11 protein-coding genes are annotated in these 14,077 nt (G+C 68.6%); 7 read left to right on the top strand and 4 right to left on the bottom strand.

From position 1 onward, the window contains the following. Positions 1 to 24: 24 nt before the first annotated feature. Positions 25 to 924, bottom strand: a complete 900-nt coding sequence (locus ACK6C6_RS12080; RefSeq protein WP_036215510.1) for a LysR substrate-binding domain-containing protein — start codon at positions 922 to 924, stop codon at positions 25 to 27. Between the two features lie 105 nt (positions 925 to 1,029). Here ACK6C6_RS12080 and ACK6C6_RS12085 point away from each other — a divergent pair, with 105 nt between their 5' ends. Beyond that, on the top strand, positions 1,030 to 1,950 hold the full coding sequence (locus tag ACK6C6_RS12085) for an NAD-dependent epimerase/dehydratase family protein (RefSeq protein WP_409267522.1): 921 nt from the start codon (positions 1,030 to 1,032) through the stop codon (positions 1,948 to 1,950). Between the two features lie 82 nt (positions 1,951 to 2,032). Here the strand turns inward: ACK6C6_RS12085 and ACK6C6_RS12090 are convergent, their stop codons facing one another. Next, positions 2,033 to 4,312 (bottom strand): OPT family oligopeptide transporter, encoded by a 2,280-nt coding sequence (locus ACK6C6_RS12090; RefSeq protein ID WP_409267523.1) that lies wholly within the window; start codon positions 4,310 to 4,312, stop codon positions 2,033 to 2,035. A gap of 212 nt (positions 4,313 to 4,524) precedes the next feature. Here ACK6C6_RS12090 and ACK6C6_RS12095 point away from each other — a divergent pair, with 212 nt between their 5' ends. Further along, complete coding sequence (locus tag ACK6C6_RS12095; RefSeq protein ID WP_409268269.1) at positions 4,525 to 6,882, top strand: penicillin-binding protein 1A; 2,358 nt, start codon at positions 4,525 to 4,527, stop codon at positions 6,880 to 6,882. Between the two features lie 9 nt (positions 6,883 to 6,891). Here ACK6C6_RS12095 and ACK6C6_RS12100 read toward each other — a convergent pair whose 3' ends face one another. After that, complete coding sequence (locus ACK6C6_RS12100) at positions 6,892 to 8,142, bottom strand: AMP-binding enzyme (protein WP_409267524.1); 1,251 nt, start codon at positions 8,140 to 8,142, stop codon at positions 6,892 to 6,894. Positions 8,143 to 8,340: 198 nt separating this feature from the next. Here ACK6C6_RS12100 and ACK6C6_RS12105 point away from each other — a divergent pair, with 198 nt between their 5' ends. The 5 genes from ACK6C6_RS12105 (at position 8,341) to ACK6C6_RS12125 (ending at position 13,385) form a co-directional block, all read left to right on the top strand. After that, the gene (locus ACK6C6_RS12105) at positions 8,341 to 8,730 is read left to right on the top strand and encodes a PAS domain-containing protein (protein WP_409267525.1); all 390 of its coding nucleotides are present in this window, start codon (positions 8,341 to 8,343) and stop codon (positions 8,728 to 8,730) included. 22 nt (positions 8,731 to 8,752) lie between these two features. Beyond that, positions 8,753 to 10,111 (top strand): diguanylate cyclase, encoded by a 1,359-nt coding sequence (locus ACK6C6_RS12110; protein ID WP_409267526.1) that lies wholly within the window; start codon positions 8,753 to 8,755, stop codon positions 10,109 to 10,111. Beyond that, on the top strand, positions 10,104 to 11,864 hold the full coding sequence (locus ACK6C6_RS12115) for a putative bifunctional diguanylate cyclase/phosphodiesterase (RefSeq protein WP_409267527.1): 1,761 nt from the start codon (positions 10,104 to 10,106) through the stop codon (positions 11,862 to 11,864). Before ACK6C6_RS12110 ends, ACK6C6_RS12115 begins: the two co-directional genes overlap by 8 nt. 137 nt (positions 11,865 to 12,001) lie before the next feature. Further along, positions 12,002 to 12,283 carry a hypothetical protein gene (locus tag ACK6C6_RS12120; protein ID WP_409267528.1) on the top strand — a complete coding sequence of 94 codons (282 nt, stop codon included), beginning with the start codon at positions 12,002 to 12,004 and terminating at the stop codon, positions 12,281 to 12,283. Positions 12,284 to 12,422: 139 nt separating this feature from the next. Continuing rightward, positions 12,423 to 13,385, top strand: coding sequence for an HDOD domain-containing protein (locus tag ACK6C6_RS12125; protein ID WP_409267529.1), 963 nt, complete (start codon positions 12,423 to 12,425; stop codon positions 13,383 to 13,385). A gap of 12 nt (positions 13,386 to 13,397) precedes the next feature. On the opposite strand, the gene ACK6C6_RS12130 is transcribed toward ACK6C6_RS12125, so the two are convergent. Further along, positions 13,398 to 14,069: a class I SAM-dependent methyltransferase gene (locus ACK6C6_RS12130; RefSeq protein ID WP_036214811.1), complete on the bottom strand. Its 672-nt coding sequence runs from the start codon at positions 14,067 to 14,069 to the stop codon at positions 13,398 to 13,400. Positions 14,070 to 14,077 lie beyond the last annotated feature (8 nt).

A 14,077-nucleotide genomic window follows, 5' to 3' on the forward strand; every position in this document is an offset into this window, starting at 1 on the left:
CCGTTTTTCATTGGCGCGCCGCGTTCAGCGCCGGTCCAGCGTCGCTTCCATCGCGCGCATCTCCGCCACCATCCACTCCCTGAAGCGCTGCACCTTGAGCATGTGCTCCTTGTGCGGATTGACCAGGAAGCGGTAGCCGCTCTCGAAGCGCGCGCTCCTGCAGGGAATCTGGCGCAGCGCGCCGGACTGGATGTCCTCGAAGGCGATCCCGTAGGGCACAAGCGCCACGCCCTGCCCCGCCACCGCCGCCTGCACCAGCACGCCCCAGTGCGTGTACACGCGCGAAAAGTCGTACTTGCCCTTGAGCGCCCGGTTCTCGTTGAGCAGCTGCAGCCAGGCCTCGGGCGATTGCACCACCAAGAGGTGGTGCTGCGGCAGGTCGGCCAGCAGCAAGGCGTCCTGGCCGGGCGCCAGCAGTTCGGGGCTGTAGACCGGCACCAGGCGCTCGCGGAACAGCACCGACGGATCGCCCTCGACCACCGGCCCGTAGCGGATCGCCACGTCGGTGCTGTCGGCCTGCAGGTCCACCGGCGCGTCGTTCGAGTCGATCCGGATGTCGAGTTCCGGGTACTGCTTGGTGAAGCGGTGCATGCGCGGCACCAGCCACTTGATCGCGAACGAGTGCGTGGTCGAGATCCGCAGCACCGCCTCCTCGTCGCCGCGCTGCAGCGCCGCCACCTTGGCGCGCAGGTCGGCCAGCATGCGCCCGGTGGCAATCGCCAGCTCCTGCCCCTTCTCGGTCAGCGCGATGTGGCGCGGATGCCGCACGAACAGGGGAAATCCGATGTTCTCCTCGAGCTGCTTGACCTGCAGGCTGACCGCCGCCGGGGTCTTGTGCAGTTCGCGCGCAGCCAGCTTGAAGCTGCCCCAGCGCGCGGCGGCGTCGAAATCGATCAGGCCGGACAGGCTGCGCAAGGGCTTCATGCCGCCTCCATGCATAAGTTTTTCTTATTCAATGTCAGTACTTTTTCTCGTTTGATGGTTTTTGCTGCTTTGCAGAAAATATACGCGATCCTACAAGGAAAAGTCATGCCAAAGAATATATTGGTGATCGGCGGTACCCGTTATTTCGGCAAACTCCTGGTGCAGCGCCTGCTGCGTCTCGGGCACAGCGTGACCATTGCCACCCGAGGCTATGCGCCGGATCCCTTCGGCGACCGGATCACCCGCATCCGCGTCGACCGGCGCAATGAACATGCGATGCGCAACGCGTTCCGCGACCTGTCCTTCGACATCGTCTTCGACCAGATGTGCTATTCGCCGCTGGACGCCGCCATCTCGGTGCGCGTCTTCGCCGGCAAGGTGGGGCGCTACATCATGACCTCGACCATCGACGCTTACCGCGAACTGGCGCCGCGCGATGCGGCCTTCGTCGAGACCGACCTGCCCGTGCTGGCGCAGCGCATCGACACCGCCTATCCCTGGCACGACCCGGCGCGCGCGATCGAATGCTACGTCTCGGGCAAGATCCAGGCCGAAGCCTACCTGGAGCGCGACGGCAGCCTGCCGCTCGCGACCGTGCGCCTGGCCCACGTGCTCGGCGGCCCCGAGGATTTCACCGGCCGGCTGGCCCACTACGTCGACCTGGTGCGCCTGCGCGCCACCCTGCCTTATGCGAACGCGGCCGCCAAGGTCTCGTTCATGGAAGCCCAGGAAGCGGCCGACTTCCTGCTGTGGACCGGCATGCAGGACTTCCGCGGCCCGGTCAACGCCGCCTGCGACGGGGCGCTCTCGAGCTTCGACCTGCATGCGCGCGTGGCCGCGGTGCTCGATGAGACGCCGCGCGCCGCGCAGGTGGCGCCGGCAGCGCCGGGCGTATTGTCGCCCTTCGATTTCGCCACGCCTCTGGCGCTCGACACCTCGCGTGCCAAGGCGCTTGGCTACCGCTTCGGCCATACCAGGGACTGGCTCGACGATGTGATTCGCCATCACGACCTGGCGTTCGTCTGAATTCAAGCTGCTTGAACGCGTGGGCAAGAAACTTGCCCACCCTACAAAAACAACGGCCCGGAATCTTCCGGGCCGTTGTCGTTTACTTCTTCGCTTTTTCCCGCGCCACCCAGTACAGCAGCGCGATGATCAAGCCGTAGGGAATCAGGGTCAGCAGGTTGGCGTTCGGTCCCGCGAAGAACGGGTTCGAGGCTTCCGCCCACTTCGCCATGCTGCTGTCGAAGTCGGTCAGTACGCCGGCGGTGATGGCGATGATGATGCCGGCCAGCGCGCCGCCCGCGATATAGCCCGAGGCCAGCAGCGTGCCCGAACTGCGGTCGCCCGCGGCCTGGCGCTCTTCCGCGTTCAACTTTTCGTACTGCGGCAGCCGGTTGTTGCGGCGGTCCGCCAGCCAGCGCACCATGCCGCCCACCGCAATCGGCAGGGTCGAGATCAGCGGCAGGTAGACGCCCACCGAGAAGGCCAGCGCGTGCACGCCGGCCATCTCGAGCACCACCGAGATCATCACGCCGAACAGCACCAGCGTCCATGGCAGCTCCTGGTCGAGGATGCCCTTGATGATGTAGGACATCAGGACCGCCTTGGGCGCGTCGTACTTCTTCACCTCGGTGCCGTCCGGACGCACTTTGTGGGTCCCGTTGATGCCCGGGTCGACCAGGTAGGCCAGGCTGCCGTCGGCGGCCACCAGGTACTTGCCGGCCGGGCCGCCCGCGGTGTCGGTCTTCTGCCAGACCTTGTAGGTGTTGGCGTCGCCGGCGGCCTGCGGGCCGTGCAACTGCGCGGTTTCGGTCAGCTTCGAAGCATCCACCTTCAAGCCGGGCGCCACCTGGGCCGCCGGCACGTACACGGTGCCCGCCTCGTTCAGCTTGAGCAGGATCGGTCCCAGGATCAGGGCCGAGGCCAGGGCGCCGCACAGGATGGCGTACTGCTGCATGCGCGGGGTCGAGCCGACCAGGAAGCCGGTCTTCAGGTCCTGCGAGGTGGTGCCGGCGTTGCTCGCGGCGATGCAGACGATGGCGCCGACCGACAGCGCGGTGACGTAGTACTGGCCGCCGGTCCAGCCCATCACCAGGAAGATCAGGCAGGTGAACAGCAAGGTGGCCACCGCCATGCCCGAGATCGGGTTCGAGGACGAGCCGACTTCACCGGTCAGGCGCGAAGACACGGTGGCGAACAGGAAGCCGAACACCAGGATCAGGAGCGCGCCCAGCAGGTTCATGTGCAGCGGGGTGGCCACGGTGATGATGGCGATGATCGCCAGGCAGCCGATCAGGACCCACTTGAGCGGAATGTCCTGCTCGGTGCGCAGCGCCTTGTCGGCCGGCGCGCCCGCGGCCCGGCTCTTGCTCATGCTCGACAGGCCGCCCGTCAGGCCGTTCCAGATCGCCGGCATCGAGCGCACCAGGGCGATCAGGCCGCCGGCCGCCACCGCGCCCGCGCCGATGTACAGCACGTAGGCGTTGCGGATGTCGTCCGGGCCCATGTCGCGGATCAGGGTGGTGGCCGGCGCCAGCGGCACCGTGAGGAGCTCACCGAAGAAGGCGATCATCGGGATCAGGAGCAGATAGGACAGCACGCCGCCGGCCGCCATCGTGAGCGCGATGCGCGGGCCGATGATGTAGCCCACGCCGAGCAGCTCGGGCGAAACTTCGGCGCCGGCCGAGCCGCCCTTGAGCGGGTTGCCGAATTCGAAATTGACGTAGTCGCGCCAGCCCTTGAAGGACACGCTCAGGGTCTTGTACGCCAGGCCGATGCCGAAGCCGCCGAAGATCAGCATGGCGCGGCGCTTTGCGTCGCGGGCGGCATCGGAACCGTCTTCGCGCGCCTCGCCCGCCGCGGCGCGCGAGGTCTCGGTGGCCGCGGCCTTGAGCACCTCGGCACAGGCCGTGCCTTCCGGGTACTTCAGTTCGCGGTGGGCGTCGACGATCATGGTGCGGCGCATCGGGATCATCATCAGGATGCCCAGCAGGCCGCCCAGCACGCCGACCAGCATCACGCGCGAGATCTCCAGGTCGAATCCGAGGATCATGATCGCCGGCATGGTCACGCCCAGGCCGAAGGCGAGCGATTCGCCCGCCGAGCCGGCGGTCTGCGTGATGCTGTTCTCGAGGATGGTCGATTCGCGCGCGCCGAACTTCTTCGCCGTGTGGAACAGGGTGATGGCGATGACCGCCACCGGGATCGAGGCGCTCACGGTCAGGCCGACCTTCAGCACCAGGTAGAGGGAGGACGCCCCGAAGATCATGCCCAGCACCGTGCCCATGATCAGGGCGCGCAGTGTGAACTCGGGCAGGTTGGCACTGGCAGGAATATAGGGCTTGAAGCCGGCCGCGCTGGTATTGGAAGGCGAATCGTAGGGCATGGGTGTTCCTCGGGTATGCACGCTTGGGTAAAACCGAAGGCGTGACTATCGCATATGCCGAAATGGAATGAAAGCAGTTTGAAGCGGTAGAATGCGCGGGATACAATGCACCGCAATGCTCCGACCTTGCGAGCGTTCTTCGAGAGTAGTCAGTGACCAAGCCTGTTACCCCGCCGTCCCAGTCGCCCGCCAAGCGCCCCCGCCGTCTCCGGATGTTCCTGTTCTTTTCGCTCGCCGCCCTGGTCGGACTGGCGGCCGCCCTTGCCATCTATGCCATGACGGTGGTCCTGCCGAACGTGCCGAAGATCGATGCGGTGCTCGATTACCAGCCCAAGATCCCGCTGCGCGTGTACACGCTCGACAAGCACCTGATCGGCGAGTTCGGCGTCGAGCGGCGCGACTTCGTCACCATCGACAAGATCCCGACCCGCATGAAGCAGGCGCTGCTCGCCATCGAGGACGCGCACTTCTACCAGCACCAGGGCATCGACTGGCGCGGCGCCATGCGCGCGGTATACACCAACCTGCGCGGCGGCTTCGGCTCCGGCGGCGCCTCGACCATCACGATGCAGGTGGCGCGCAACTTCTTCCTCTCCAACGAGAAGGTCCTGTCGCGCAAGATCACCGAGGTGGCGCTGGCCTACCGCATCGAGGACGCGCTCACCAAGGACCAGATCCTCGAGCTGTACATGAACCAGATCTTCCTTGGCAACCGCTCCTACGGCTTTTCCAGCGCGGCGCGCAGCTACTTCGGCAAGACGCTCGACGAGCTGACCCTGGCCGAAACCGCGATGCTGGCCGGCCTGCCGCAGAACCCCTCGCGCCACAACCCGATCGCCAACCCGAAGCGCGCGCAGCAACGCCAGCACGCGGTGCTCGAGCGCCTGCTCAAGCTCGGCCAGATCAGCGAGCCCGAATACCGGCAGGCCCTGGCCGAACCGCTGCGCATCCGCCGCGGCGGCCAGGTCTTCGACACCAAGGCCGACTACGTCGCCGAACTGGCGCGCCAGGCCGTCTTCGCCCAGCTCGGCGAGAGCGCCTACGAGCGCGGCATCGTGGTGACCACCACCATCCTCAAGGCCGAGCAGGACGCCGCCTACGAGTCGGTGCGCCGTAACGTGCTGGCCTACGACCAGCGCCACGGCTACCGCGGGCCCGAGGCGCGCGTCGACCTGCCGCAGGACCCGCTCGAGCGCGAGGAAGCGGTCATCGAGGCCCTGCAGAAGCGCACGCCTAGCGACGGCCTGCTGCCGGCGGTGGTGCTGGCGGCCTCGCCCCAGGCGGTGCGCGTCGAGCTGCTCAGCGGCGAGGAAGTGACGATCGAAGGCGCCGGCCTGAAGTTCGCGGCGCGCGGCCTGGCGGCGAATGCCAAGGAAGCCTTGCGCATCACGCCGGGCGCCGTGGTGCGCGTCAGCCAGCGCAAGGAAAAAGGCAAGGAAAGCTGGGCCATCACCCAGGTGCCGCAGGTGGCGGCCGCCTTTGTCGCCATCGATGCCGACACCGGCGCCTACCACGCGCTGGTGGGCGGCTTCGACTACAACCTGCAGAAGTTCAACCACGTGACCCAGGCCTGGCGCCAGCCGGGTTCGGCGATCAAGCCCTTCGTGTACGCGGCGGCGCTGGACAAGGGCTATTCGCCGGGCACCCGCATCCTCGACGAGCCGCTCGACATGCCGGGCGAGAACGCCGGCGAGACCTGGTCGCCGCAGAACGACGACGGCGTGTTCGACGGCCCGATCACGATGCGCCATTCGCTGGCGCATTCGAAGAACGTGACCACCGTGCGCCTGCAGCGCGCGCTCGGCACCGACTACACCCACGACTACCTGGGCCGCTTCGGCTTCGACCTGCCCAAGCACCCGAAGAACCTGACGCTGGCGCTGGGCACCGGCGCGGTGACGCCGCTGCAGATGGCCGGCGCCTATGCGGTGTTCGCCAACGGCGGCTACCGCGTCAAGCCCTACCTGATCGCCGAGATCCGCGACGGCAACGGCAACATCCTGCAGGAGAACAAGCCGGCCGCGCGCCAGGACAGCGACCGCGTGCTCGACCAGCGCAATGCCTTCGTCCTGAATTCCATGCTGCGCGACGTCACCCGCTACGGCACCGGCGCCGCTTCGGTGAAGCAGCTGGGACGCCTTGATATCGCCGGCAAGACCGGCACCACCAGCGACGCCATCGACGGCTGGTTCGCCGGCTACGGCGGCAAGGTGGTGGCGGTGGCCTGGATGGGCTACGACGAACCGCGCTCGCTCGGCGGGCGCGAATTCGGCGCTACCCTGGCGCTGCCGATCTGGATCGACTACATGCGCGTGGCCCTGGCCAAGGTCCCGCCGCAGGAGGAGCAACTGGAGCCGGAAGGCGTAGTGCGCGAGGATGACGACTGGGTGTTCGAGGAATTCGTCGAACGGCCGGATTTGCGCGCGATCGACATCGACCCGGGACTCGACAATCCGCCGGTGGAGGTGGATCCGGTCACGGGCGAGCCACTTACGCCGCCGCCCGCGCCGACAACGCCGCAGCCACCGCCGCCGCCGCCCCCACCGCCGGCCCCATCCACGATTTTCTGATGCCTCGCCTCATGCGCCGGCGTCGATGATCCAGTCCGACGGCTTGCCGCTGGCCTGGCGCGGCAGCGCGGCCCCGAACGAATACGCGGCGGGACGCTCGGGCGTCGACAGGCGCTCGGCCATCCACGCGCTCAGTTCCGTGCGCAGCGCCGACGCTTCCGGGCTGCCCTCCAGCGGCGCACCCGCGCGCGGCACCACGAAGGCCTTCAGGCGCCGGCCTTCGTCGGGCCGCATGGCGCGCACCGCTGCGTCTGCTACCTGCGGGTGCATGCGCAGCACGTCGGCCACGTAGCCGGGGAACACGTTGATGCCGCCGACCTGCACCGCGTGGTCGATCCGTCCCATCGGCCGGAACCGTCCCGGCGCGCTCCAGGCCAGCCGGTCCTGCAAGGCGAAGGGCCGGCGGCTGCCGTCCGCGCCGCAGCGTTCGAGCTGCGTCCCATCCCTGCCCGCCTCCCAGTACGGGAACAGGCGGTAATCCTCATCCGGGCTGTCGCGCCAGCCGACACCGGCCGTCTCGGAACTGCCGTAGACCTGCACCAGCCGGGCCAGGCCGGCGTCCATGACGGCGCGCGCCACCTCGTCCGGGCATGGCGCGGTCGAGCTGACGCCGGTCACGCCTGCCGGCAGCGTCCCGGCCACCGGCGCGAACGCGCGCCAGAAATCGGGAAAGCCCACCACCAGGTCGCCCGGCGCCAGTTGCCGGGCCACCGCGCCGGGCGAGGCGCCGCGCAGGTCGACGGTCGCGGCGGGATCCAGGCCGAGTGCGCGCGGCAGCAGGACCGTGAACAGGAAGCCGTAAATATGGTGCGAAGGAACCAGGCTGATTACTCGACGCGTTTCCGGAAACAGCGCGGCCAGCGCGCCGGTTTCCTGCCACAGGCTTGCCAGCGCATGGGAACAGGCCTTGGGCGCGCCCGAGCTCCCCGAAGTGCGGAAACTGATCACCCCACTGCCATGGTCCAGTCCGGAAGCCGCCGCCTCGAGCCAGGCGCCAAGCCGGGGGTTGGCCAGCACCCGCTCTTCGCCGATGCAGCCGATCCCGAGCACCTGCTCCATCGCGGTGGCCAGGCCCAGCAGTTCGAGCGAATCGGCGCCGAGGTCGGCCATCAAGTCCAGTTCGGGCGGCCAGGGCGGCGGACGGCGCGCAATGCCGGGCCGCATCAGCGCGAGTTCGCCGGCCAGCAGGTCGGACAGGACGCGCAGCAGGCTTGCCTGGTGCCTCCACCAACGGGGTACAGGAACGGTATTGACAGTCATTACATGGTGGATAGGTAGCGAGCCGTCGATGGTGCCGACAGCCCGGAACCCTGTCAAGCCTGCCGAAAACCCGAGCAAAAGTGTGATTCGACAACGCAAACTGTCAAAACCCGGGCGCGCACAATTGACAGAGGGGCTGGCGGCATGTCAACATCAATTTCCTCAAATCAACGAACGCGCCCGAACGCCACTTACGCCATGAACGCACCCACCCTGTCGTTTTCGACCGTCGACCTGGCCTCCCAACTTGACGGCTGCTCCCCGGAGCAGCTCGACCAGCTCGACTTCGGCGTGATCGGCTTCGACGCCGACACCAATGTCCAGCGCTACAACGCCTTCGAATCGCAGGCCGCCGGCCTGTCGCCGCAGCGCGTGGTCGGCCAGCCGCTGTTCACCAACGTCGCCCCCTGCCTGAACAACTTCATGGTGGCCCAGCGCTTCGAGGACGCCATGGAGGACGGCAGCGCGCTGGACGCCACCCTCGACTACGTCCTGACCCTGCGCATGCGTCCGGTCAAGGTGGCGCTGCGCCTGCTGGCCAGCCCGGCCAGCGGCAATCGCTACGTGCTGGTCCAGCGCCAGCGCTGATCCACACGACCGAGGCGCACGCGTGGACGACATCGACGAGCTGCGGGCCGAGCACGAAGCCCTGATCCAGTTCCTGTACCTGGCCCCGGTGGGCCTGGTGCAGGCCGACATCGACGGCGCCATCGTCATGATGAATCCGATCTCGGCCCAGCTCCTGATGCCGCTTTCGCGCGACGGCGGCCTGGACAACCTGTTCACGGCGCTCGAAAGCGTCGCGCCCGAGCTGCGCCACCTGTGCAGCACCTACAGCAGGCGCGCCGGCAAGATCTGCGACGGCCTGCACGTGCACCTGAACGCCGGCAGTGGTGCCAGTAGCGGCAAGAAAATCCCGCAGATCCTCGCGATCACCCTGCTCAAGCTCGACGCCCAGCGCATCATGGCGGTGATCGACGACGTCACCCTGCAGGTGCGGCGCGAGCGCCAGCTGCGCCAGAACGACGCCTGGCTCAACGCGATCCTGACCGGCATCACCGACTACGCCCTGGTCGGCCTCGATGCGAACGGCAGCATCACCGAATGGAACCCCAGCATCGGCCGTGTCACCGGCTTCGGCCAGGAGGCGGTGGGCCAGCCCTATTCGATCTTCTACCCGCTCGACGCGATGACCCCGGAGCGCCTGCTCGACCGCCTGCGCGACGCCGAACGCGACGGCTGGAGCCTCGACGAAGGCAAGCGCGTGCGCGCCGACGGCAGCGGCTTCTGGGGCAGCGTCCTGATCGCGCCGCTGCCCGAGCGTGAGCCGCCCTGCGGCCTGGAGGCGGACGGCCCGGCCTATTGCCTGATCCTGCGCGACATCACCGACAAGCGCGAGGCCAGCGAACGGCGCCGCCGTGAAACCTTCGGCGACTACCTCACCGGGCTGGCGAACCGCCGCGCCTTCTTCGAGGCGGCCGAGCAGGAGCTGACCCGCAGCCTGACGGTGCCGCGCCCGACCGCCGTGATCGCGATCGACGCCGACCATTTCAAGGCCATCAACGACCGCTACGGCCATCCGGGCGGCGACGCCGTGCTCCAACACCTGGCCGCGATCCTGAGCGAGACCTTCCGCGAAGTCGACGTGGTCGCGCGCATCGGCGGCGAGGAGTTCGCGGTGCTGCTGCCGTCCACCGACCTGCCGCGCGCGGCGGTGGTGGCCGAGCGCCTGCGTTCGGCCGTGGCCTCGCAAGTCGTCCACTTTGATGGACATCGCATCCAGTATACTGTCAGCGCGGGCGTGGCCAGCCTGGCCGACGGCGAGGGCGGCATCGACCTGCTGCTCAAGCGCGCCGACCAGGCCCTGTACGCAGCCAAGCGCCTGGGGCGCAACCGCGTCGAACGCTGGCGCACCGAGATGGCCTCCAGCCCGGCCCACCAATCCGAAGGAGATCGCAAGCATGCATGACCCGAGCGACGCCTACGAAGCCCTGGTGCAGTTCCTGTACCGTGCGCCGATCGGGCTGGCCCAGATCGCGCCGGACGGCACGGTCGAGATGCTCAATCCCATGGCATCGAGCCTCTTGATGCCGATCGCGCGCGATACCGGCCTGGACAACCTGTACAGCGTGCTGGCGCCGATCGCGCCCCAGCTGTCTGCCCTGGCAGCGGGATTCGGCGATTCCTCCGGCGTGATCTGCGAAGGCATGCGCGCGCCGCTGCCGCTCGAATTGACCTCGGGCAGCCCGCAAGTGCTGGCGATCAGCCTGATGAAGCTCGACACCGAGCGGCTGATGGCGGTGGTGACCGACGTCACGGCCGAAGTGCAGCGCGAGCAGGACACCCTGCTGCGCCGGCTGCGCAACGCCGCCCGTACCGATGCGCTCACGCGCATGCCGAACCGCGAAGCGGTGCGCGAGCAGCTGCAGCACCTGGTTGAGCGGCCCCTGTCAGCGGGCGAGTTTGCCGTGTTGTTCATGAACTGCGACCGCTTCCGCCAGATCAACGACACCCTCGGCCAGGCGGCCGGCGACGAGCTGCTGGTGCAGATCGCCGACCGCATCCGCGGCGCGCTGCGCCCGCCGAGCGACCGCATCGACATCGGCAGCGTGACCGGCCAGCTGGCCGCGCGCGTGGGCGGCGACGAGTTCGTGGTGGTACTGGACGGGATGCGCTCGCGCGAAGATGCCGAGCGCGTCGCCGGCCGCATTCTCGATGCCCTGGCCCTTCCCTACCGGGTGCAGGGTCATGAAGTCGTGTGCGGCACCAGCCTGGGCCTGGCCTGGGGCGCCGAATCGGTCCACTGCGGCGCGCGCGACGCCGACGACGTGCTGCGCGACGCGGGCATCGCGATGGTCGAGGCCAAACGCGCCGGCGGCGCCCGCCACCTGGTGTTCGAGGCCTCGATGCGCGAACGCGCCGAGCGCCGCGCCGGCATCGAGGCCGAGCTGCGCCAGGCCCTGGCCGAGGAACAGCTGTTCGTCGTCTACCAGCCGGTGGTCGGCCTGCTGCCTGACGGCGGCACCGACCATGCGGCCGGGGTCGAGGCGCTGGTGCGCTGGCGCCATCCCGAGCGCGGCATCGTGCCGCCGATCGAATTCATCACCGTCGCCGAAGAGTGCGGCCTGATCGGCGCGGTCGGCGACTTCGTGCTGGAACGCTCGTGCCGCGATTTCATGGACTGGCAGGCACGCCTGGGCCAGGGTGCGCCGCGGCGGATCGCAGTCAACCTGTCGCGCGCCCAGCTCGGGCAGCCGGGCTGGATCGACAGCGTGCGCCGCGTGCTGAAGGTCACCGGCATCGCGCCCGAGCAGCTCCAGCTCGAGGTCACCGAAAGCCTGGCGGCGCAGGACCAGGGCATCCAGCAGCGCCTGCACGAACTGAAGGCGCTGGGCATCCAGCTGGCCCTCGACGACTTCGGCACCGGCTACTCGTCGCTGTCCAGCCTGCACCTGCTGCCGGTGGATACGGTCAAGATCGACCGCTCCTTCGTGAGCCAGGCCGACACCAGCCACCATCACCGGGTGCTGATCGAAGCGACCGTCAAGGTGGCCCAGAGCCTGGGCATGAAGACCGTGGCCGAAGGCATCGAGACCCAGTCCCAGGCCGACGTCGTGCGCGCCCAGTGCTGCGCCAAGGGCCAAGGTTACTTCTACAGCCGGCCGCTGCCTTCGGACGACCTGCTGGCATGGCTGGCCGGTCACCAGGCAATTGCTGCCTGAACAGTATCGTAAGGCGCGAACTTCGCGCCACGCAGTACGTACGCCCGCTCCTACACCGACTGAAGTTTTGTTCCTATTTCACGTGCACCGCACACCTCGCATGATGGTCCGACCCAACCACATCGAGGAGAACACGAATGAACAAGATCCACACCGTTCTGCTGGGCGGCATCATGGCCCTGTCGCTGGCGGCCTGCAACACGACCGGCACCGACACCGGCTCCAGCTCCAACTCCGACGCCAGCATGGGCACGACCGGCACCGGCAGCTCCAGCGCCTCCGGCAACGTCGGCACCGGCACCAGCTCCGACACCACGGGCGGCTCGGGCCAGAGCGGCACCAACACCGGCACCACCAACCCGAGCACCACCACCACCCCGCCGGCGACCAATTCGTCGACCTCGGGTACCGGCCGCTGAGCGGCCCGCGGAACCGGCGCGCACTGCCTGCGCCTTCCGCGCCCCTGCGGGCGGGCTACCTGCCCCGCAGCCCGGCTGCGGCCGCTTCGCGGTCGCACAGCCGGGCCGTCGCTCGTTCTCTCTCTCCCTTCGGTCGCCGATGAAGAACTGGCTTGCACGCCTGTTCGGCAGTCCGGTGCAGCCGGCACCGGCGCCGCTATCGGCCGTTCCCGCAGCTGTCGGCGTTGTAAATCCGCCACCGTCTTTCGACCTCGACCTGGCTTTTTACCGCTCGCTTGCGGGCGGATCGGCGCATGCCGGCGAGATGCCCGAGCAATTGATTCTCGATGAGCTGGCGCGCCTGGCACGCCAGCCGGAAGCGGGCGCCGACCTGGTGCCACGGGTGCCGGCGGTCATCCCGCAACTGCTGCGCAGCCTGCGCATCGATGCCACCTCAGCGGGCGAACTGGCGCGCCAGGTGACGCAGGACGTGAGCCTGGTGGCGGAAGTCATCCGCGAGGTCAACAGCCCGTATTACCGCGCCACGGCGAGGATCGCGAACATCGAAGGCGCATTGATGCTGCTGGGCCAGAACGGCTTGCGCATGCTGCTGGCGCGAGTGGCCTTCCGTCCGCTGATCGGCAGCCAGAGCGGGCGCCTGGCGCGCCAGGCGGCGCCGCTGGTCTGGAGCCAGTCCGAGAAGTGCGCGATGGCGGCCAGCATGGCGGCCCCCGCCTGTGGCGCCGATCCCTTCGAGGCCACGCTCGCGGGCCTGATGCGCAGCGTCGGGCTGGTCGTGGCCCTGCGCCTGGCGGACCGGCTGGGCGGCGCAGCGCCCCTGCCGCAGTCCGACGATTTCGCCCATGCCTTGCTGGACAGCGCGCGCAGGCTGTCGGCAGGGATCGCGGGACGATGGGAGTTCCCGCCGGGCGTGGCGCAGGCGATCCTGCAGGCCGGCCAGGTTGAGGCCACGCCGCTCGCGCAGGCGCTGCATGAAGGCGACCGGCTGGCCAAGCTGCGCGTGCTGTGCGATGCGGGCAACGCAGAGGCGGGTGAAATGGCGGCAGCATTATCCGGTGACGCGTTGCGAATATTCGACAAGCTCCATCCGCAGCAGCAGTGAAGCGGCCGCCCGCTAGGCATAGCCGATCCATCCCCGGAACACCCCGGCCGCGTAGAACATGCTCACCTCCTTGAAGCCCTCCTCGCGCAGCAGCGCCTCGTCCTGCTCGGGCGCCAGCACCGGCAACACCCGCTCGATCAGCGCGCGGCGCTGCCGTGCTTCCTCGGGCGGCGCGCCGGAGGCCACCGCATAGGCCTCGTCGCGCGCCAGCCACAGCGCGCGCTCATCCTCGTCCTCGGCAACGCTCATGTGGGCCACCACGAAAGGCGCGCCGCGCCGCAGGCGCTGGCGGATAGCGCGCATCGCGTGGCGGCGCTCGCACAGCGGCATGAAGTGCATGGTCAGCAGGCAGGCCGCGGCGTCGAAAGGACCGGCCGGCGCGGCATCCACGTAGCCTTCATGCAGCCGGACGCGCCCGGCATGCTCGCCGACGGTGTCGTGGGCCAGCTCCAGCATCTCGTGCGACGGATCGACGCCGTCAAACGACCATCCGGGCTGGGCATCGGCGAAGGCCTTCAGTTCCAGCCCGCCGCCGGCGCCCAGCACTAGCACCCGGGCGTCCAGCGGCGCCCGTTCAGCCAGCAGGACCTGCGCCATGCGCTGCAGATCACTGAATCCCGGCACCAGCCGCGGCGGCCCCTGGTGGTAATGCGCAACCGCGGCCGGATCGGAAAAATGCTTCATTGCACTTC

The sequence above is a fragment of the Massilia sp. BHUDP2 genome (assembly GCF_046236355.1).
Lineage (GTDB): Bacteria > Pseudomonadota > Gammaproteobacteria > Burkholderiales > Burkholderiaceae_D > Telluria > Telluria varians.

Bases quoted from the DNA above. Each gene is read 5' to 3' on its own strand.
- ACK6C6_RS12080 (WP_036215510.1), bottom strand. From the start codon at position 924: ATGAAGCCCTTGCGCAGCCTGTCCGGCCTGATCGATTTCGACGCCGCC.
- ACK6C6_RS12085 (WP_409267522.1), top strand. From the start codon at position 1,030: ATGCCAAAGAATATATTGGTGATCGGCGGTACCCGTTATTTCGGCAAA.
- ACK6C6_RS12090 (WP_409267523.1), bottom strand. From the start codon at position 4,312: ATGCCCTACGATTCGCCTTCCAATACCAGCGCGGCCGGCTTCAAGCCC.
- ACK6C6_RS12095 (WP_409268269.1), top strand. From the start codon at position 4,525: ATGTTCCTGTTCTTTTCGCTCGCCGCCCTGGTCGGACTGGCGGCCGCC.
- ACK6C6_RS12100 (WP_409267524.1), bottom strand. From the start codon at position 8,142: ATGACTGTCAATACCGTTCCTGTACCCCGTTGGTGGAGGCACCAGGCA.
- ACK6C6_RS12105 (WP_409267525.1), top strand. From the start codon at position 8,341: ATGAACGCACCCACCCTGTCGTTTTCGACCGTCGACCTGGCCTCCCAA.
- ACK6C6_RS12115 (WP_409267527.1), top strand. From the start codon at position 10,104: ATGCATGACCCGAGCGACGCCTACGAAGCCCTGGTGCAGTTCCTGTAC.
- ACK6C6_RS12120 (WP_409267528.1), top strand. From the start codon at position 12,002: ATGAACAAGATCCACACCGTTCTGCTGGGCGGCATCATGGCCCTGTCG.
- ACK6C6_RS12125 (WP_409267529.1), top strand. From the start codon at position 12,423: ATGAAGAACTGGCTTGCACGCCTGTTCGGCAGTCCGGTGCAGCCGGCA.
- ACK6C6_RS12130 (WP_036214811.1), bottom strand. From the start codon at position 14,069: ATGAAGCATTTTTCCGATCCGGCCGCGGTTGCGCATTACCACCAGGGG.